The 17,972-nt window shown below is 65.6% G+C and carries 20 protein-coding genes; 19 read left to right on the top strand and 1 reads right to left on the bottom strand.

The features are described from left to right. Positions 1-4 precede the first annotated feature (4 nt). From fliE to BLS61_RS08605, 14 genes are all read left to right on the top strand, one after another. A complete protein-coding gene (gene fliE, locus BLS61_RS08670; RefSeq protein ID WP_090429867.1) occupies positions 5-340 on the top strand; it encodes a flagellar hook-basal body complex protein FliE in 336 nt (111 codons plus the stop codon). 19 nt (positions 341-359) lie between these two features. Continuing rightward, positions 360-2,039: a flagellar basal-body MS-ring/collar protein FliF gene (gene fliF, locus BLS61_RS08665; RefSeq protein ID WP_090429865.1), complete on the top strand. Its 1,680-nt coding sequence runs from the start codon at positions 360-362 to the stop codon at positions 2,037-2,039. Then, entirely contained in the window at positions 2,014-3,078 is a 1,065-nt protein-coding gene (locus tag BLS61_RS08660; RefSeq protein ID WP_090429863.1) for a FliG C-terminal domain-containing protein, read from the top strand. Before fliF ends, BLS61_RS08660 begins: the two co-directional genes overlap by 26 nt. Before the next feature lies 1 nt (position 3,079). Continuing rightward, on the top strand, positions 3,080-3,772 hold the full coding sequence (fliH, locus tag BLS61_RS08655; protein WP_090429860.1) for a flagellar assembly protein FliH: 693 nt from the start codon (positions 3,080-3,082) through the stop codon (positions 3,770-3,772). A 6-nt stretch (positions 3,773-3,778) separates the two neighbouring features. After that, a complete protein-coding gene (fliI, locus tag BLS61_RS08650; RefSeq protein ID WP_090429858.1) occupies positions 3,779-5,095 on the top strand; it encodes a flagellar protein export ATPase FliI in 1,317 nt (438 codons plus the stop codon). Then, complete coding sequence (locus BLS61_RS08645; protein WP_090429855.1) at positions 5,092-5,517, top strand: flagellar FliJ family protein; 426 nt, start codon at positions 5,092-5,094, stop codon at positions 5,515-5,517. Before fliI ends, BLS61_RS08645 begins: the two co-directional genes overlap by 4 nt. Before the next feature lie 76 nt (positions 5,518-5,593). Further along, positions 5,594-5,872, top strand: coding sequence for a flagellar biosynthesis anti-sigma factor FlgM (flgM, locus tag BLS61_RS08640; protein WP_090429853.1), 279 nt, complete (start codon positions 5,594-5,596; stop codon positions 5,870-5,872). Then, positions 5,869-6,315 carry a flagellar protein FlgN gene (flgN, locus tag BLS61_RS08635; protein ID WP_090429851.1) on the top strand — a complete coding sequence of 149 codons (447 nt, stop codon included), beginning with the start codon at positions 5,869-5,871 and terminating at the stop codon, positions 6,313-6,315. Before flgM ends, flgN begins: the two co-directional genes overlap by 4 nt. Positions 6,316-6,587: 272 nt before the next feature. Beyond that, the gene (locus BLS61_RS08630; protein WP_090429849.1) at positions 6,588-7,139 is read left to right on the top strand and encodes a chorismate--pyruvate lyase family protein; all 552 of its coding nucleotides are present in this window, start codon (positions 6,588-6,590) and stop codon (positions 7,137-7,139) included. 213 nt (positions 7,140-7,352) lie between these two features. Continuing rightward, positions 7,353-8,243, top strand: a complete 891-nt coding sequence (gene ubiA / locus BLS61_RS08625) for a 4-hydroxybenzoate octaprenyltransferase (protein ID WP_090429847.1) — start codon at positions 7,353-7,355, stop codon at positions 8,241-8,243. Between the two features lie 225 nt (positions 8,244-8,468). Continuing rightward, a complete protein-coding gene (gene phoB / locus BLS61_RS08620) occupies positions 8,469-9,158 on the top strand; it encodes a phosphate regulon transcriptional regulator PhoB (RefSeq protein ID WP_003242584.1) in 690 nt (229 codons plus the stop codon). Between the two features lie 234 nt (positions 9,159-9,392). Further along, positions 9,393-10,712 carry a phosphate regulon sensor histidine kinase PhoR gene (gene phoR / locus BLS61_RS08615; RefSeq protein ID WP_090429845.1) on the top strand — a complete coding sequence of 440 codons (1,320 nt, stop codon included), beginning with the start codon at positions 9,393-9,395 and terminating at the stop codon, positions 10,710-10,712. 62 nt (positions 10,713-10,774) lie between these two features. Beyond that, complete coding sequence (locus tag BLS61_RS08610; protein ID WP_090429843.1) at positions 10,775-12,115, top strand: hemolysin family protein; 1,341 nt, start codon at positions 10,775-10,777, stop codon at positions 12,113-12,115. Between the two features lie 218 nt (positions 12,116-12,333). Beyond that, positions 12,334-13,089: an outer membrane beta-barrel protein gene (locus tag BLS61_RS08605; protein ID WP_090429841.1), complete on the top strand. Its 756-nt coding sequence runs from the start codon at positions 12,334-12,336 to the stop codon at positions 13,087-13,089. Between the two features lie 57 nt (positions 13,090-13,146). Here BLS61_RS08605 and BLS61_RS08600 read toward each other — a convergent pair whose 3' ends face one another. Continuing rightward, positions 13,147-14,316: a BCCT family transporter gene (locus BLS61_RS08600; RefSeq protein ID WP_090429839.1), complete on the bottom strand. Its 1,170-nt coding sequence runs from the start codon at positions 14,314-14,316 to the stop codon at positions 13,147-13,149. Between the two features lie 224 nt (positions 14,317-14,540). Between BLS61_RS08600 and BLS61_RS08595 the strand changes: the two genes are divergently transcribed. The 5 genes from BLS61_RS08595 (at position 14,541) to BLS61_RS08575 (ending at position 17,966) form a co-directional block, all read left to right on the top strand. Next, positions 14,541-14,708 (top strand): rubredoxin, encoded by a 168-nt coding sequence (locus tag BLS61_RS08595; RefSeq protein WP_090429835.1) that lies wholly within the window; start codon positions 14,541-14,543, stop codon positions 14,706-14,708. A gap of 72 nt (positions 14,709-14,780) precedes the next feature. Next, positions 14,781-15,929 (top strand): FAD-dependent oxidoreductase, encoded by a 1,149-nt coding sequence (locus tag BLS61_RS08590; RefSeq protein ID WP_090429833.1) that lies wholly within the window; start codon positions 14,781-14,783, stop codon positions 15,927-15,929. A 188-nt stretch (positions 15,930-16,117) separates the two neighbouring features. Next, entirely contained in the window at positions 16,118-16,390 is a 273-nt protein-coding gene (locus BLS61_RS08585) for an HU family DNA-binding protein (RefSeq protein WP_003242571.1), read from the top strand. Positions 16,391-16,538: 148 nt separating this feature from the next. Continuing rightward, entirely contained in the window at positions 16,539-16,934 is a 396-nt protein-coding gene (locus tag BLS61_RS08580; protein ID WP_090429831.1) for a helicase, read from the top strand. 279 nt (positions 16,935-17,213) lie between these two features. Then, positions 17,214-17,966 (top strand): hypothetical protein, encoded by a 753-nt coding sequence (locus BLS61_RS08575; protein WP_208598784.1) that lies wholly within the window; start codon positions 17,214-17,216, stop codon positions 17,964-17,966. Positions 17,967-17,972 lie beyond the last annotated feature (6 nt).

The following is a 17,972-nucleotide window of genomic DNA, read 5'->3' as shown; positions in this document are numbered from 1 at the left end:
TAGGATGAACTCGATTAGTCAGGTGCAGCAGGACCTGCTGGGCCGAATGGAGCAGTTGAAGAACCTCGGCGAAGCGGCGCCGATCAAGCCGGCGCAGGCGTTCGCCGGGCAGACTGGCGAGGCGGGCTTCGCCGCCGCCTTCGACGACGCGGTGCGCGCGGTGGATGCCCGGCAGCATCGTTCCGCTGCGCTGATGGCGGCCGTGGACAGCGGCCAGAGCGACGATCTGGTCGGCGCGATGATCGAGAGCCAGAAGGCCAGCGTCTCCTTCAGCGCCCTGATGCAGGTGCGCAACAAGCTATCCAGCGCCTTCGACGACATCATGAAGATGCCGCTGTAAGCGGACCGGGGACTGACGCGTGCTGCAGACCATAAGAAGCAAGCTGCCCGAAACCGGGCTGAAACTCGACCCGCGCATGAGCCTGATCGGCCTGGCGCTGATCGCTGCGCTGCTGGCCGTTGGCGTGGTGTTCTACCTGTGGCGTGACCAGGGTTCCTACCGCCCCCTTTACGGAACCGGCGAGGCCTACCCGGCCGCCGAGGTGATGCAGGTGCTCGATGGCGATGCCATCGCCTACCGCCTGCACCCGCAGAGCGGCCAGGTGCTGGTGCGCGAGGATCAGCTCGGCCGCGCGCGCATGCTGCTGGCGGCCAAGGGCGTGCAGGTCAAGGTGCCGGCCGGCTACGAATTGTTCGACAAGGACGAGCCGCTGGGTACCAGCCAGTTCGTTCAGGACGTGCGCCTCAAGCGCAGCCTGGAGGGCGAGCTGGCGCGCACGGTGATGGCGCTCAAGGGCGTGGAAGGTGCGCGTGTGCACCTGGCGCTGCAGGAGAGCAGCTCCTTCGTGGTCGGCAAGCGCGAGCCGGGCAAGGCCTCGGTGATGTTGCAGCTGGCGCCCGGCTACAAGCTGGCGCCGGAGCAGGTCAGCGCCATCGTCAATCTGGTGGCCGGCAGCGTGCCGCAGCTCGATGCGGCCAACGTGCAGGTGGTCGATCAGTACGGCGCGCTGCTGTCGCGCGGCATCGATGCGCTCGGCGGTCCGGTGCAGAACTGGCAGGTGGTGGACGACTACCAGAACAAGGCGGTGGCCAACGCCGAGGCGGTGCTGGCGCCGGTCCTGGGTAATGGCAACTACCGCATCAGCGTCGCCGCCGATATCGATTTCAGCCAGAAGGAAGAGACCTTCCAGGCCTACGGCGAGAACCCGCGCCTGCGCAACGAAGTGCTGCGCGACGAAAGTGTGCTCGACCAGCTGGCCCTCGGCGTGCCCGGCTCGCTGGCCAACCGCCCGCCGCAGCCTGCACCGGAGCCGGCCGAAGGCCAGCCGCCGGCCGAGGGCGAGGCGGCCAACAAGGCGGCCACCTCGCTGCGCAAGGAATCCAATCGCCAGCTCGATTACGACCAGAGCGTCACCCACGTCAAGCACGCGCCATTCGGCCTGCGCCAGCAGAGCATTGCCGTGGTGCTCAACGCCGCGGCGGCGCCCGAGGGCGGCTGGAGCACCGAGGCGCGCGCCGAGCTGGAAGCCATGGTCAAGAGCGCCGTGGGCTTCAACCAGGCGCGTGGCGACCTGCTCACTCTGAGCGTATTTCCCTTCACCGCTGCCGGCGCGGATGTGGCGCAGGGCGAGGCGTTGCCCTGGTGGGAAAACGCCAAGGTGCACGAGCTGGCCAAGCTCGGCGTGTTCGCCCTGATCAGCCTGCTGCTGTTGCTGATGGTGGTGCGTCCCGCAGTGCGCAGCCTGACCCAGCGCAGCCAGCCGGGCTTACCGGCGGCGGTCGACGGCGATGATCCGCTTGCCCTGCACGCCGAGCGTGCTGCCGAGCGCCTGCTGGCCCGCGTCGGCGACGAGCAGCCGGGCGCCACGGTGCTCGGCGAGCTCAGCCCGCTCTCGGAGATCCGTCTGCCGGCGCCAGGCTCGGGCCTGGAGCTACAGATCGAACACCTGCAGATGTTGGCCAAGAACGATCCCGAGCGCGTCTCGGAAGTCATCAAACAATGGATAGGACGCAATGAGCGAGACCTCAACCCAGCCTGATGGCCGCGGTGGTTCCACCGCCAAGGAAATGCGCATGCGCGTGCAGAATCGCTCGCTGAGTTCGTCCGAGCAGGCGGCCATCCTCATGCTGAGCATGGGCGACGAGATTTCCGCCGGCGTGCTCCGCCACTTCTCGCGCGAGGAAATCGTCGCCATCAGCCAGGCCATGGCGCGCCTGTCCAACGTCAAGCAGCCGATGGTCTCCGACGTGATCGGCCGCTTTTTCGAGGACTACAAGGAGCAGAGCAGCATCAAGGGCGCCTCGCGCGGCTACCTGGCCGGCATGCTCAGCAAGGCGTTGGGCAGCGAGATCACCCGTTCGCTGCTCGACAGCATCTACGGCGAGGAGATTCGCGCCAAGATGGCCAAGATGGAGTGGCTCGACCCGAAGCAGTTCGCTGCGCTGATCGCCAAGGAACACGCGCAGATGCAGGCGGTGTTCCTCGCCTTCCTGCCGCCGGGCATGGCCAGCGAGGTGCTCGAGTGCATGCCCAAGGAGCGCCAGGACGAACTCTTGTACCGCATCGCCAACCTCAGCGAGGTCAACAGCGACGTCATCGCCGAGCTGGAGCAACTGATCGAGCGCAGCCTGACCGTGCTCAGCACCCAGGGCTCGCAGGTGCGCGGCATCAAGCAGGCGGCGGACATCATGAACCGCTTCAAGGGCGACCGCGGGCAGATGTTCGAACTGCTGCGCGCCCACGACGACCAGCTGGTGGAGCGCATCGAGGACGAAATGTACGACTTCTTCATCCTCTCGCGGCAGAACCAGGACGTGCTGCAGGCACTGCTCGAGGCGGTGCCGCTGGAGGAATGGGTGGTCGCCCTCAAGGGCGCCGAGCCCGAGCTGGTGCGCGCCATCACCGGCGCCATGCCCAAGCGCCAGGCGCAGCAGATGGAATCGATCAACCGGCGTCAGGGTCCGGTGCCATTGAGCCGCGTCGAGCAGGTGCGCAAGGACATCATGGCCGTGGTGCGGGAAATGTCGGCCAGCGGCGAGCTGCAGGTGCAGCTGTTCCGCGAACAGACGGTGGAATGAGATGACGGTCAAGGTGATCAGGGGCGATACCCGCCAGTGGCGCGCCTACCGCTTTCCGCCGCGCAGCAGCCAGCCGGCAGTGGACTGGAGCGGCGATGCCGCCGGCCTGCAGCGGGTCATGGCCGACGGCTTTCAGCAGGGCATCGAGAAGGGCTACCAGGACGGTCTGCAGCAGGGCGAGGAAGCCGGACGCCAGGCCGGCTTCGAGCAGGGTCGGGCCGAGGGCCTGCGCCTGGGCCGTGAGGACGGCCGCAATGAAGGACGGCGCGAATTCGAGCTGGCCGCGCAGCCACTGGAGCGGATCAGCCAAACGCTCGAGCAGTACCTGGGCGAGCTGGAGCACAAGCGCCGCCAGGAACTGCTGGAACTGGTGAAGAAGGTGTCGCAGCAGGTCATCCGCTGCGAACTCACGCTGCATCCGACCCAGTTGCTGGCGCTGGTGGAGGAAGCCCTGACCAGCATGCCGGGCGAGCCCGAAGACGTGCAGGTGCTGCTCAGCCCCGAGGAATACGCGCGGATCAAGGCGCTGGCGCCGGAGCGCGCGGCCGGCTGGAAGCTGGTGGCCGACGAGCGTCTGGCCCTGGGCGAGTGCCGCGTGGTCACGCCGCAGGCCGAAGCCGACGTGGGCTGTCAGCAGCGCCTGGATGCCTGCATCGACACCCTGGCCGAACACCTGCATCTGACCGAGGCCTGATCGCGCATGCTGGATTACAAGCTCGACGAAGCGCTGCGCTCGCTCGACGGCGTGCAGCTGGCCAAGGTGGCCGGGCGCCTGGTGCGGGTCTCCGGCATGCTCCTGGAAAGCCTCGGCTGCCAGCGCAGCACCGGCCAGCGCTGCCGCGTCGAGCAGGCCGACGGCAGCCTGCTGGATGCCCAGGTGGTCGGCTTCAACCGCGATATCACCTACCTGATGCCGTTCAAGAAGCCGGTCGGCCTGGCCGCCGGCTCACGGGTATTCCCGGCCAAGGACGAGGCGTTGCTGCAGATCGACGAGTCCTGGCTCGGCCGGGTGGTCAACGGCCTCGGCGAACCGCTGGACGAGCGCGGTAAGCTCTCCGGGCGCGACCCGCTGCCGGTCGAGTTGCCCAGGGTCAACCCGCTCAAGCGTCGTCCGGTGGAGGCTGCGCTGGATGTCGGCGTGCGCGCCATCAACGCCCTGCTGACCCTCGGCAAGGGCCAGCGTGTCGGCCTGTTCGCCGGTTCCGGGGTGGGCAAGAGCGTGCTGCTGGGCATGATCACCCGGCAGACCAAGGCCGACGTGGTGGTGGTCGGGCTGATCGGCGAGCGCGGCCGCGAGGTGCAGGAATTTCTCCTGCATTCCCTTGGCGAGGAGGGGTTGCGCAAGGCCGTGGTGGTGGTGGCGCCGGCCAATGAATCGCCGCTGATGCGCCTGAAGGCCACCGAGCTGTGCCACAGCATCGCCGCCTATTTCCGCGACCAGGGCCAGGACGTGCTGCTGCTGGTCGACTCGTTGACCCGCTACGCCATGGCCCAGCGCGAGATCGCCCTGGCCCTCGGCGAGCCGCCGGCGACCAAGGGCTATCCGCCTTCGGTGTTCGGCATGCTGCCGGAACTGGTGGAGAGCGCCGGCAACGGCGAGAGCGGCAGTGGCAGCCTCAGCGCCATCTATACCGTGCTGGCCGAGGGCGACGACCACCAGGACCCGATCGTCGACTGCGCGCGCGCCATCCTCGACGGGCATATCGTGCTCTCAAGGCGCCTGGCCGATGTCGGCCACTACCCGGCCATCGACATTTCCGCCTCGGTCAGCCGCTGCATGAGCCAGGTCGGCGAGCCCGCGCATATCGGCGCGGCGCGCCAGTTCAAGGAGTTCTACAGCACCTATGAAAAGATCAAGGAGCTGATCCCGCTGGGCGGCTACACCCCGGGCATGGACGCCAAGACCGACCGCGCCGTGCAGCTGGCGCCCAGCCTCGAACGCTTCCTGCGCCAGGAGGTCGGCAGCGGCGCCGAGCTCGGCGCCAGCATCGCCACCTTGCAGGGCATCATCAAATGAAACAGCAGATCGAAGTGCTCGGACGCCTGGCCAGCTTGCGCGGCAGCAAGGTGCAGCAGATGCTCGGCCGGGTCAGCTACCAGCAGAACCTGTGCCAGCGCTACCGCAACAACATCACCGGCCTCAGCCGTCTGTGCGGCTTCAGCGTGCCGATGACCACGCCACTGCAGCGCGACAACCAGCAGCGCTACAAGGCGACGCTGTACAAGATGGTCGAACTGCAGCGCCGCGAGCTGGCGCTGGCCGAGGAGAACCTGGCACGCATCCAGGGCGAGCTGCTGGCGGCGATGCGCAGCGAGAAGGTCATCAGCCAGTTTCTCGAAGGCAAGATGGGCGAATGGCAGGAGCTGCTTGCCCGCCAGGAGCAGAAGATTCAGGATGGCCTGGCCGCCCAGGCCTGGTGGCGGGCGCAGGTGAGTTAATTTTTCTTCGACGCGTTTAAGTCCTTGCCGCGTCTGGTCGCTCTTAGGCCATAACACCACGAGTTGGATTCGAATCATGGAAATCAGCAGGCACCTCAAGCCCAGCCTCAACCTGCCCAGCGACGCCCCGGCGCAGGTGCAGAGCGCCCGCGCGCAGAGCAGCAGCGCCTCGCGTGCGGCGGCCAGCGCCGAGCCGCGTCTGGAGCAACTGCAGCAAGCCCTGCGCAGCCTGCCCGAGGTCGATCTGGACAAGGTCGCCCAGCTCAAGGCCGCCCTGGCTCGCGGCGAGCTGAGCAGCGATCCGGCCGCGCTGGCCGGCAGCATGCTCACCTACCACAGCGGTAGCGATGCGTGACCACCAGCCGTGAGCAACAGCTGCTTCTGATCGTCGAGCAGGACCTTGAGCAGGACTGCGCCGACTACCTGGCCCTGCGCGGCCTGATGCAGGAGCTGTATCAGCAGTTGCTCAAGCGCGACAGCCGGCAGATCGACCTGCTTAACGAGCAGATCCTGCCGCTGGTCGACCAGGCCAAGGCCCGCGCCGAACGGCGCAGCAAGGTGCTGGCTGCCTTCCAGCTGGGCAGTGGCAATAGCGCGATGCAGAAGCTGCTGGCGCGTTATCCACAGGCCCAGCGCAAGCACCTCGAACATACCTGGGAGCAGCTCGGCCAGCTGGCCGGCCAGTGCAAGCGCCTCAACGAGCGCAACGGCAAGTTGCTGGCCATGCACCACGAGATTCTCGAACAACTGCTCGGCGAGCCGGGCGCGGGTCAGCTGTACACGCCGCAGCCGTATTGAGTGGTGTGGCCTTTTTAGGGGCGGCGATCCGCATTGGTCCATGCTGAACGCCGTTGGTGGGCTGAACATCACTGGTGGGCTGAAGCCCACCCTACCGGGCTCAGGCACGGACGGCTTGTAGGGTGGGCTTCAGCCCACGCGGACCATCGTCGGTAGGTTGAGGCGGATCGCCGCCCCGTCCACCCAACGCCCTGCAGCTCATGTCCCGGCCGCAAAGCGCCTGCCGCGTCGTGCTAGACTCGCGCGCTTCCGATCTGTGGTGATTTCTCTTCGTGCCTCACGCCGCCCTTGCCCATCCGCCGCGCTGGCTGACCAATGCCCAGTTGCATCCGCAGCCGGCCGCCGGCGTGCGCGACTGGCTGTTCAACGAGGATTCGCTGACCCGCCGCCTGACCGCGCTGTCCAACGACGGTTTCTCGGTAACGCCGCTGCAGCAGGGCTGGCAGCGTCTGCGTACAGATGAGTGTGCCCTGCTCGGCGTGGCTGATGGCAGCCAGGGCTGGGTACGCGAGGTGTACCTGCGTGGTCACGGCCAGCCCTGGGTGTTCGCCCGCAGTGTTGCCGCGCGCAGCGTGCTGGAAGGCTCCGGGCTGAATCTGGCCGAGCTGGGCAGCCGCTCGCTGGGTGAGCTGCTGTTCAGCGATCGCGCCTTCGACCGCGGCGAGTTGCAGGCCTGCCGTTATCCGGCGGCCTGGCTGCCGGATGAGGTGCGAGAGGAGCGTCTGTGGGCACGACGTTCGTGCTTCAGCCGCGGGGCGCTTGGCGTGCTGGTGGCTGAGGTGTTTCTGCCTGCGTTCTGGCAAGCGGCAGGTATCGAGCCCTAGAGCTTCCACTACATTGCCTACTCAGGCCATCCCGTTGTCCGTCGGCCCATGGCTTACTGCCTCGCGACGACTGCATGGATGCAGGAGGTAGAGCGACGCAGTAAGCCAAAGCCGAGTGCGATCTGGCCGCCTGTGGCAGTGAGCATCGCCGCTACAGCGCCTCCCACACGCGCTTGCCCTTATAATCCGCGCAACCTGCACGGAGACGCCTCGATGTACACCCGCCTGCTGCAATCGACCACCCGCCTGCACCCGCGCGCCTGGGACTTCATCCAGCTGATGCGCCTGGACAAGCCTATCGGCATCTACCTGCTGCTGTGGCCGACCCTGTGGGCGCTGTGGGTGGCGGCAGGTGGCGTGCCGAGTGCGAAGAACCTGTTCATTTTCGTCTTCGGCGTGATTCTGATGCGCGCCGCCGGTTGCGTGATCAACGACTACGCCGACCGCAACTTCGACGGCCACGTCAGCCGTACCCGGGCGCGCCCGCTGGCCAGCGGCAAGATCCAGCCGCGCGAGGCACTGCTGCTGTTCTCCGTGCTGGTGACCCTGAGCTTCGTGCTGGTGCTGTTCACCAACGCCACCACCATCTGGCTGTCGTTCGGCGGCCTGGCCCTGGCCGCCTGCTACCCCTTCATGAAGCGCTACACCTTCTACCCGCAGGTGGTGCTCGGCGCGGCCTTTTCCTGGGGCATGCCGATGGCCTTTACCGCCGAGACCGGCAGCCTGCCGCCGGAGGCCTGGTTGCTGTATATCGCCAACCTGCTGTGGACCGTGGCCTACGACACCTACTACGCCATGGCCGACCGCGAGGACGACCTGAAGATCGGGGTGAAGTCCACTGCCATCCTCTTCGGCGATGCCGACCGTCTGATCATCGCCAGCCTGCAGGGTCTGGCGCTGCTCTGCCTGCTGCTGGCCGGCGCGCGCTTCGAACTGGGCGTCTGGTTCCACGCCGGTCTGCTGGTGGCCGTTGCCTGCTTCGCCTGGGAATACCACAAGACCCGCAACCGCAAGCCGATGGCCTGCTTCAACGCCTTCCTGCACAACCATTGGGCGGGGCTGGCGATCTTCGTTGGCATAGTGCTGAACTACGCATTGCGCTGAGAGCGTGATCACGATCTGCTGCGCGTCGGCCCTACTGCGTTAAAAACAGGCTCAGAATGCTCATTTACTTGAGTAAACTCCGCTTCCTCGCCTGTTTTTGCCTTGTAGTGCTCTAGCTCGCGAAATCGTGACAACACTCTGGGCACTGCCGCCGACCTGTCATATCGCTGCAATAATTCCGTTATCTAATGCGGCGCAGACAGTTGAACGAACCGAGGCAGGACCATGGTTGGCAAGAACATCCTGATCGTCGATGACGAAGCACCGATCCGCGAGATGATCGCGGTGGCCCTGGAAATGGCCGGTTACGAGTGCCTTGAGGCGGAGAACACCCAGCAGGCTCACGCCGTGATCGTCGACCGTAAACCCGATCTGATCCTGCTCGACTGGATGCTGCCCGGCACCAGCGGCATCGAGCTGGCCCGGCGCCTCAAGCGCGACGAGCTGACCAGCGACATCCCCATCATCATGCTCACCGCCAAGGGCGAAGAGGACAACAAGATCCAGGGCCTGGAGGTCGGCGCCGACGACTACATCACCAAGCCCTTCTCGCCGCGTGAACTGGTGGCCCGCCTCAAGGCCGTGCTGCGCCGTGCCGGGCCGAGCGACAGCGAGGCCCCGATCGAAGTCGGCGGCCTGCTGCTCGACCCCATCAGCCACCGCGTCACCATCGACGGCAAGCCGGCCGAGATGGGCCCGACCGAATACCGTCTGCTGCAGTTCTTCATGACCCATCAGGAACGCGCCTACACTCGTGGTCAGTTGCTCGATCAGGTCTGGGGCGGCAACGTCTACGTCGAGGAACGCACCGTCGACGTGCATATCCGCCGCCTGCGCAAGGCCCTCGGCGATGCCTACGAAAACCTGGTACAAACCGTGCGCGGGACTGGGTATCGTTTCTCCACCAAAGGCTGAAAAGCTGTTTACGATCTGCTGCGCGTCGGCCCTGCTGCGTTGAAAACAGGTTCGGCAGGCCGCTAGCGGCCAACGCTTTAGTGCGGCCCCGTAGGGGCGAACGTAGTGAGTAATGCTCATGTACAAAAGTACAGTCGCCCGCGACTCCGACCGTTCCTCACCTGCTTTCGCCTTGCATGGCTCTAGCTCGCGAGATCGTAAATCAGCTTCTGCGGGTTCGCTCTTCTCACAAGGATGCGCTCCATCGTGAATCAAGACTGGCGTGGCGCCGTGGTGCGCCGCCTGTTGTTGCTGGTTGGCGCCTGCCTGCTGCTGGGCGCGATCACCGGCGAATACGCCTGGGTGCTGGCCGTGGGCCTGGCGATTCATCTGGGCTGGACCCTCAGCCAGCTGTTGCGCCTGCACAAGTGGCTGCGCGAGCACAAACCCGACGAGCCGCCGCCCGATGGTTACGGCCTGTGGGGCGAGGTGTTCGACAGCATCTACCACCTGCAGCGCCGCAACCAGAAGGCGCGTGGCCGCCTGCAGGCGGTGATCGACCGCGTGCAGGAGTCCACCGCGGCGCTCAAGGATGCGGTGGTGATGCTCGACAGCCAGGGCAACCTAGAGTGGTGGAACCGCGCCGCCGAGACCCTGCTGGGCCTCAAGACGCCGCAGGACAGCGGTCAGCCCATGGCCAACCTGGTGCGCGATCCGCGCTTCAAGGAGTACTTCGAGCGCGGCAACTACGCCGACGCGCTGGAGATTCCTTCGCCGGTCAACGACCGCCGCCGCCTGCAGTTCCATATCACCCGCTACGGCAATCGCGAGCACCTGCTGCTAGTGCGTGACGTCACCCGTCTGTATCAGCTCGAGCAGATGCGCAAGGACTTCGTTGCCAACGTGTCCCATGAGCTGCGCACGCCGCTGACGGTGATCGCCGGCTACCTGGAAACCCTGCTGGACAACGTCGAGGCGGTCAATCCACGCTGGCTGCGCGCGCTGCAGCAGATGCAGCAGCAAGGCGCGCGTATGCAGACCCTGCTCAACGACCTGCTGCTGTTAGCCAAGCTGGAAGCCACCGACTATCCCTCGGACAACCAGCCGGTGGCGGTCGACCTGATGCTGCTGTCGATCAAGAACGACGCCCAGGCGCTGTCCGGCGAGCAGAACCACCGCATCAGCCTGGAGGCCGACCCGCATCTCAAGCTCAAGGGCAGCGAGGCGGAGCTGCGCAGCGCCTTCTCCAACCTGGTGTTCAATGCGGTGAAATACACCCCGGCCGGTGGCGAGATCCGCATTCGCTGGTGGGGCGACGAGCGCGGCGCGCACCTGGCGGTCAGCGATACCGGTATGGGCATCGAGGCCAAGCACCTGCCGCGTCTGACCGAGCGTTTCTACCGGGTCGATTCCAGCCGTGCCAGCAACACCGGTGGCACCGGCCTCGGCCTGGCCATCGTCAAGCATGTGCTGCTGCGCCACCGCGGCAATCTGGAGATCAGCAGCGTGCCGGGCAAGGGCAGCACCTTCACCTGCCACTTCGTCGCGTCGCAGGTGGTGCAGCGCGCACGCTGAGGGCTTGCATTCGTTGTCGCGAGCCCCCACCCTCTAGCGGTCATTGGCCAATTCGAACCTTCATGGACCCTTCCACGAGTCTCCCCGCTTCCGTCTACTTCGCCGACTTCGGCCTCGTTCTGTTCGCCCTGTTCCTGGTCCTGCTCAACGGCTTCTTCGTCGCCGCCGAGTTCGCTATCGTGCGTCTGCGCGCCACCAAGGTCGATGCCCTGGCCGAGGCGCATGGCTGGCGCGGGCATATCCTGCGCACCGTGCACAACCAGATGGACGCCTACCTGTCGGCCTGTCAGCTGGGCATCACCCTGGCCTCGCTGGGCCTGGGCTGGGTCGGCGAGCCGGCCTTCGCCGAGCTGCTCACCCCGCTGCTGGCAGCCATCGGCATCGAGTCACCGAAACTGATTCACGGCATCGCGTTCTTTACCGCGTTCTCGATCATTTCCTACCTGCACATCGTCATCGGCGAGCTGGCGCCCAAGTCCTGGGCCATCCGCAAGCCCGAGCTGCTCTCGCTGTGGACGGCCGCGCCGCTATACGCCTTCTACTGGCTGATGTACCCGGCGATCTTCGTGCTCAACGCCAGCGCCAACGCCATCCTGCGTATCGCCGGGCAAGGCGAGCCGGGGCCGCACCACGAGCACCACTACAGCCGTGAAGAACTCAAGCTGATCCTGCATTCCAGCCGTGCCTCCAGCGACAACGACCAGGACCTGCGCGTGCTGGCCTCGGCGGTGGAGCTGGGCGAGCTGGAAGTGGTGGACTGGGCCAACTCGCGCGAGGACCTGATCTTCCTCGAGCTCAACGCCAGCCTCGACCAGGTGTTCACCACCTTCCGCCGGCACAAGTACAGCCGCTACCCGATCTTCGACGAGAGCAAGGGCGAGTTCGTCGGCGTGCTGCACATCAAGGACCTGCTGCTGCACCTGTCGCTGCTGGAGATGCTGCCGTCCGCGCTCAGGCTGGCCGATCTGATGCATCCGCTGGAGCGGGTCAACCGGCACATGCCGCTGTCGCAGCTGCTCGAGCAGTTCCGTCAGGGTGGCGCGCACTTCGCCCTGGTCGAGGAGGCCGACGGCAAGGTGATCGGCTACCTGACCATGGAAGACGTGCTGGAGGCGCTGGTCGGCGATATCCAGGACGAACACCGCAAGGCCGAGCGCGGCATCCTTGCCTACCAGCCGGGCAAGCTGCTGGTGCGTGGCGACACACCGCTGGCCAAGGTGGAGCGCCTGCTTGGCGTCGACCTCGATCATATCGAGGCGGAAACCCTCGCCGGGCTGATCTACGAGACGCTCAAGCGCATGCCCGAGGAAGAGGAAGTGCTGGAAACCGATGGCTTGCGCATAATCGTCAAGAAAATGAAGGGACCGAAGGTGGTTCTGGCCAAGGTGGTCAAGCTCGACTGAATCGGTCGGGCGCCAACCCGGCGCGCCGCTGTCGACGAAGACCACCGCCCTGGTCGGACCGTTCGGTCAATCGTCCCGCTCATCCATGTCCGTTCAGTGCTTGTTCAGTTTCGCAACCGCCCATCAGGTTTAGCGAATCACCCACGGCCTCGGCAGTCTAGGTACTTGCGTCCCACCTCGGTGGGCGGCGTTATCCATTCATTGCCAAGGAAATCGTCATGCAGCTGTCCAGCATAACCCCCAAAGCAACACTCGCCCTGTGCCTGGCGGGCGCCTCGCAGGCCTATGCAGACTCGGTCACCGACCCGATCTCCACCCTCGGTGTCATCGCTTCGCACAACCAGTACAAGCTCACCGTGGATGATGAAAGCGACAAGGAACGCCTCAACCAGGGCGGCCTGTTCTTCAACTTCGGCAACAAGCTGACTGGGCAGGAAGGCTTCATCTACCAGGCCGGCATCGAAGGCCAGTACCGTGACAAGGACGACGTGGAGTACAAGTCCTCGCGCGCCGACCTCGACCTCGGTCTGCGTGCCGCGCTGAGCACCAACAACTACATCGACGTGATCGTCGGTGGCGGCTACGACTGGGGGCGTATCGAGCAGGACGACGTCGGCCCGCTCGACAGCACCGTCAAGCTCACCAGCAAATCGCCCTTCGCCAAGGCCGGGCTCGGCTACAACTATCTGACCCCGGACTACACCCTGCGCCTGGAAGTCGGCGCGCGCTATTCCATCGACCCCGAGGCACGCCTGAAGATCGATGGTGAAAGCGACTCGGTGGACCTGAAGAACAAGGTCAACCCCTATGGCGAGCTGACCATGCTGTGGAACAAGGGCATCAACAATCTGCCGATCAGCACCAGCCTGTACTACACCCAGACCCGCTACGAGCTCGACAGCAACAGCGAGCTGGCTGAGCGCAGCAAGCTCAAGCAGGAGCAGGTCGGCCTGCGCGTCGGCCTGGCGTTCTAAGGCGCCTGCGGCCCGATGCCCCGGCGGCATCGGGCACACTTGGCGTGCGCGCCGGCCTCAGGCGGAGGAGGACTTCGCGTGGCTGGCGCGCACCGCGTCGATACCCCGTAGCGCCGGTCGGCAACGGCGCAGCAGCAGCCCCAGGGTCACGGCGTACAGGCCGATGACCGCCAGACCCACCCACTGGATCTGGAACGGGGTGAACCTGAACGCCAGCACCAGCGCGCCGAGCAGGATGAAGTGGCAGGCGATGAAGCACCCACGGCCCAGGCGTTGCACGCTCAGCCCCAGGTTGTCGCTGTACAGGCGCACCAGCGAGTCCACCGAATTGATCACGAAGATCACCCCGACCGCCAGCATGGCCAGCTTCCACTGCGGCGCGACGGTGATGTCCGCGGCGAAATAGTGGTGCAGCACGGCGAACCAGATCGCCAGCGGAATCGACGGGATGATCAGCAGCGCCAGCAGCAGCTGATAGGTTCGCAGGCCGCCGACGAAGCGCGAGACGAACTGGCCGATCATGATGCTCCAGGCGAACCACCAGAACAGATAGAAGGCGTGGTAGTCGCTCAGCGGCAGGATGAAGCGTGGCAGCTCGGCGAAGTAGCCGCTGCCGATGTCCGTCGCGGCCCGGGCCAGATGGTCGGGGGTGAACCCGCCGACCAGCGCCATGCCCAGAATCAGCGCGAAGAACAGCCAGGTGGAGGCGACGCTGAGAATCTTCAGGTAACGGATGTCGGTACTCGAGTAGATCGCCGCGAGAAGAATCGCCACCACCGTGAGGTAGTGCCAGGCCTCGCTCACCTCGGGGGCGTACCAGGCGATGTTGACCAGGAACAGGTAGGCGGTGAAGGCGCAGGTGGAGACGATCACCAGATTGTTCACCAGCTTCACCGGGCGCAGTTCGAACAACCTCACCCTGGGTTCGATCACGCAGAAGTAGAAGGTGGTGATGAAGTAGAACACCCAGATCAAGAAGCCCCAGAAGCCGAAGGCCACCGCCAGCGGGTTGGAGAACTGGTAGGGCTCCTCGCTGGCGTAGGTGGGGAATTCGGTGAGCGGGAAGATGATCAGGCCCATGTCCAGGCCGGAGGTGAACAGGATGGCCAGGAAGGTGAACAAACCCACCGGCTCGCTGCCGCTGCAGCGCAGTTTGCCCCAGCGCAGCAGCACCCAGAGGGTCAGCGCGAGCAGGGCGAGAATTGCTGTGGAGAGAATCAAGGACATCGGTGCGTGGCCTCGTGGCTTCTTATTGGACGTGCCCGGTTTCGCTCCGGGGGCTCTGGATACTGCGGCAAGCCTGGCGGCTGCACATGCCCGAGGACGTCACCTGGTGCTCCGATTACGGCCTGGTCGCGACCCAACCTCCGGCTGGAGGCGCCGTCGCGCTCTTGGCTGGCGAACCCGATCTGGAGTAGGGTCGGCCTGGGTAACTTTCCCTGGAGAAGGCGATGCGCAAATGGCAATGCGTGGTCTGCGGCTTCATCTACGACGAAGCCGAGGGGTTGCCCGAAGAGGGCATCGCGCCCGGTACGGCCTGGGAGGACGTTCCCGCCGACTGGGTATGCCCGGACTGCGGCGCGGGCAAGGCGGATTTCGACATGATCGAGATCGCCTGACCCGCCCCGGCAAAGCCAACTAATGACGACGGCCGCGCGGCCGTCGCGTCGTTTTCGCAGAGGAATCACAGCATGAGTGCACCTGTCGTCATCGTCGGTACCGGTCTGGCCGGCTACAACCTGGCCAAGGAGTGGCGCAAGCTCGATACGCAGACGCCGCTGCTGCTGATCACCGCCGATGACGGGCGCTCCTACTCCAAGCCGATGCTGTCCACCGGCTTCGGCAAGAACAAGGACGCCGACGGCCTGGCCATGGCCGAGGCGGGCGCCATGGCCGAGCAGCTCGATGCGGAGATTCGCACCCATACCCGCATCACCGGCATCGACCCCGGGCACAAGCGTGTGTGGATCGGCGAAGAAGCCGTGGCTTACCGCGACCTGGTGCTGGCCTGGGGCGCCGAGCCGATCCGCGTACCGGTGGAGGGCGATGCCCAGGATGCCATCTACCCCATCAACGACCTGGAAGACTACGCGCGTTTTCGCGCTGCGGTCGCCGGCAAGCGCCGCGTGCTGATCCTCGGCGCCGGCCTGATCGGCTGCGAGTTCGCCAACGACCTCAGCGCCGGCGGCTATCAGGTCGAGCTGCTGGCGCCCTGCGAACAGGTGATGCCCGGGCTGCTGCACCCGGCCGCCGCCTCTGCGGTGCAGGCCGGCCTGGAGGGACTGGGCGTGCGTTTTCACCTCGGGCCGGTGCTGGCCAGCCTCGATCATCAGGGCGATGCGCTGCAGGCCACGCTGTCCGACGGCAGCCTGATCGCCTGCGACGCGGTGGTGTCCGCTGTCGGCCTGCGCCCGCGCACCGCCCTCGCGGCGGCGGCCGGTCTCGACATCAACCGCGGGGTGATGGTCGACCGCCAGTTGCGCACCTCGCACGCCAACATCTACGCCCTGGGCGACTGCGCCGAGGTCGAGGGGCTCAACCTGCTCTACGTCATGCCGCTGATGGCCTGCGCCCGGGCGCTGGCCAAGACCCTGGCCGGTGAGCCGACGGCGGTCAGCTACGGGCCGATGCCGGTGACGGTGAAGACGCCGGTGTGCCCGCTGGTGGTTTCGCCGCCGCCGCGTGGCAGCCACGGCGAATGGACGGTCGAAGGCAGCGGCAGCGATATCAAGGCGCTCTGCCGCGAGGCTTCCGGCGCGCTGCTGGGCTATGCGCTGACCGGTGCGGCGGTGCAGGAGAAACTGGCGCTGAACCGGGAACTGCCCGCACTGCTGGCATGATCGCCTGCCGTTCTGTCGCATACGCCGCTAAATTGCCCGGCTAAAGTGTCGGACAACACTGGCGCAGTGCGATGCGGCATGCCATTCTCCAGAGGGTCTGCCGCAGCGCAGAGCTGTTGCGGCGCCTTGGGCGCTGTTCTGGAAGAACAGCACGGACACAACAACAAAAAACCGTCAAAGAGGCATTTATGCGTAAACCGGAACTCGCCGCCGCCATCGCCGAAAAGGCTGATCTGACCAAGGATCAGGCCAATCGTGTACTCAACGCCGTACTGGAAGAAATCACCGGTGCACTGAACCGCAAGGACAGTGTGACCTTGGTGGGCTTCGGTACCTTCGTCCAGCGCCACCGTGGTGCTCGCACTGGCAAGAACCCGCAAACCGGTCAACCGGTGAAGATCAAGGCCAGCAACACCGTCGCTTTCAAACCGGGCAAGTCCCTCAAGGACGCAGTCAACTGAGTCCGTCGCCCGGAGCCGCTCGGCTCCGGGTTTCTCCCCTCTGCTCATCCTGCATCCCGAAACGGCAGCCATGCCTTGGACAGGCTGTAGTCTTGCGATAAAACCACTACAATGCGCGGCCATCATCTTCGATCACGAGGGCCTGAGCATGAAATTCCGTTTTCTCCTGTGGATGCTGGGTCGCCTGATGGCCAAGGCCAGCCGTGACAATCCGGCCTTCCGTCAGCAGCTCGAAGGGCGCGACATGGTCTTTCAGCTACACACCCTGGACGGCAAGGTGGCACGCCACTTCATCGTGGCTGGCCAGCGCGTGACCAGCAAGCGCGGCACCGCCAGGGAGCCTGCCTTCGCCATCGGTTTCAAGGACGCCGCCTACGGCTTCGAAACCATGACCGCAAAGAACAAGCAGCTGGCCTTCATGCAGGGTATCCAGAACAAGGACATCCAGATCCAGGGCAACCCGGCGCTGGTCATGTGGTTCCAGGGCCTGACCAAGTACCTGATGCCGAAGAAGAAGACCGAGGCGCCGAAAAAGGCTGCCTGACAGGCAATGCTGTTCACTTAAGAAACGGTCGAACGCAATACGTCTCCTCGCCCCTTTGGGGAGAGGGTGAGGGCCGCGTTCGGAGAGGGGAAACAGGCGGTTTCGCGGTGTTTTCGGCCCTCTCCCCCAGCCCCTCTCCCATGAATGGGAGAGGGGAGCAAAGCGTGTGCAACTTAAGTGAACAGCGTTACGCCTGACAGGCCTCGATGTGCGTCGCGGCTGGCTGCGACGCTGCGCTTTGGGTAGGCTGCCAGGCATGTACCTGTGGAAGGCCTGAGCATGCGTCTTTTCCTCCTGCCCCTGCTGTTGCTGGCGGCCGCCACCGCGCGAGCCGAGCCGGCCTCGGCCAAGGCCCTGTTGCCGCTGTTCGAACTGGCGGGCATCCACTTGCTCTGCGAGCAGAGCACGCCGCTGCTGCAGCGCGGCCAGAACGAAGCCGAACAGAAACGTCTTGCGCAGCTGTTCGCCGGCGAGACGTTCTGTCTGGAGCTGGCCAAACGCGTCGCTGCCCGTTTCGATGCGCAGCAGAGCGAGCAGGCCCGCGAACGCCTCGACAGCCCGCTGGCGCGGCGCTTCACCGCCGCCGAGCGGGCCGTCGGTGAAGAGCCTGACGGCCTGGCCGAATATCGCCAGCGCCTGCAACAGCAACCCCCGCGCGGCGCCCGTCTGGCGCTGGTCAAGCGGCTCGATGCGGCCGCACGCACCACCGAACTGGCCAGCCTGCTGCGTTACGAAGTCGGCAAGACCCAGGCGCTGCTGGCGCTCAGGGCGCGCGGCGAAAACCTCGACGAGGTCGAGCTGCAGGCGCAGACGCAGAAACAGGCCGAGGCCATTCGCCAGTCCAGCGAGCAGGCGGTGGAAACCTTCATGTTCTATGCCTACCGGCAGATGCCCAGCGATCAGCTGGCCGAATACGCAGCGCTGTACGAGCACGCCAGCGTCAGCCAGCTGCTCGCCATCAGCCTGGAGGAGGTGCCGCAGCTGTTCGCCGAACGTCGCGAGCAGCTGCGCAAGACGGCGCGCAGGCCGTAATGACAG

The organism is Ectopseudomonas guguanensis (assembly GCF_900104265.1).
GTDB classification, from domain to species: Bacteria; Pseudomonadota; Gammaproteobacteria; order Pseudomonadales; family Pseudomonadaceae; genus Aquipseudomonas; species Aquipseudomonas guguanensis.
Note: the sequence above shows the minus strand (reverse complement) of the source record. Positions and strands in the feature narration are given on the sequence as shown.

Bases quoted from the DNA above. Each gene is read 5' to 3' on its own strand.
- BLS61_RS08585 (WP_003242571.1), top strand. From the start codon at position 16,118: ATGCGTAAACCGGAACTCGCCGCCGCCATCGCCGAAAAGGCTGATCTG.
- BLS61_RS08580 (WP_090429831.1), top strand. From the start codon at position 16,539: ATGAAATTCCGTTTTCTCCTGTGGATGCTGGGTCGCCTGATGGCCAAG.
- phoR (WP_090429845.1), top strand. From the start codon at position 9,393: ATGCGCTCCATCGTGAATCAAGACTGGCGTGGCGCCGTGGTGCGCCGC.
- flgM (WP_090429853.1), top strand. From the start codon at position 5,594: ATGGAAATCAGCAGGCACCTCAAGCCCAGCCTCAACCTGCCCAGCGAC.
- ubiA (WP_090429847.1), top strand. From the start codon at position 7,353: ATGTACACCCGCCTGCTGCAATCGACCACCCGCCTGCACCCGCGCGCC.
- BLS61_RS08600 (WP_090429839.1), bottom strand. From the start codon at position 14,316: ATGTCCTTGATTCTCTCCACAGCAATTCTCGCCCTGCTCGCGCTGACC.
- fliE (WP_090429867.1), top strand. From the start codon at position 5: ATGAACTCGATTAGTCAGGTGCAGCAGGACCTGCTGGGCCGAATGGAG.
- BLS61_RS08645 (WP_090429855.1), top strand. From the start codon at position 5,092: ATGAAACAGCAGATCGAAGTGCTCGGACGCCTGGCCAGCTTGCGCGGC.
- fliH (WP_090429860.1), top strand. From the start codon at position 3,080: ATGACGGTCAAGGTGATCAGGGGCGATACCCGCCAGTGGCGCGCCTAC.
- BLS61_RS08595 (WP_090429835.1), top strand. From the start codon at position 14,541: ATGCGCAAATGGCAATGCGTGGTCTGCGGCTTCATCTACGACGAAGCC.
- BLS61_RS08575 (WP_208598784.1), top strand. From the start codon at position 17,214: ATGCGTCTTTTCCTCCTGCCCCTGCTGTTGCTGGCGGCCGCCACCGCG.
- BLS61_RS08610 (WP_090429843.1), top strand. From the start codon at position 10,775: ATGGACCCTTCCACGAGTCTCCCCGCTTCCGTCTACTTCGCCGACTTC.
- BLS61_RS08660 (WP_090429863.1), top strand. From the start codon at position 2,014: ATGAGCGAGACCTCAACCCAGCCTGATGGCCGCGGTGGTTCCACCGCC.
- fliI (WP_090429858.1), top strand. From the start codon at position 3,779: ATGCTGGATTACAAGCTCGACGAAGCGCTGCGCTCGCTCGACGGCGTG.
- phoB (WP_003242584.1), top strand. From the start codon at position 8,469: ATGGTTGGCAAGAACATCCTGATCGTCGATGACGAAGCACCGATCCGC.
- BLS61_RS08590 (WP_090429833.1), top strand. From the start codon at position 14,781: ATGAGTGCACCTGTCGTCATCGTCGGTACCGGTCTGGCCGGCTACAAC.
- BLS61_RS08605 (WP_090429841.1), top strand. From the start codon at position 12,334: ATGCAGCTGTCCAGCATAACCCCCAAAGCAACACTCGCCCTGTGCCTG.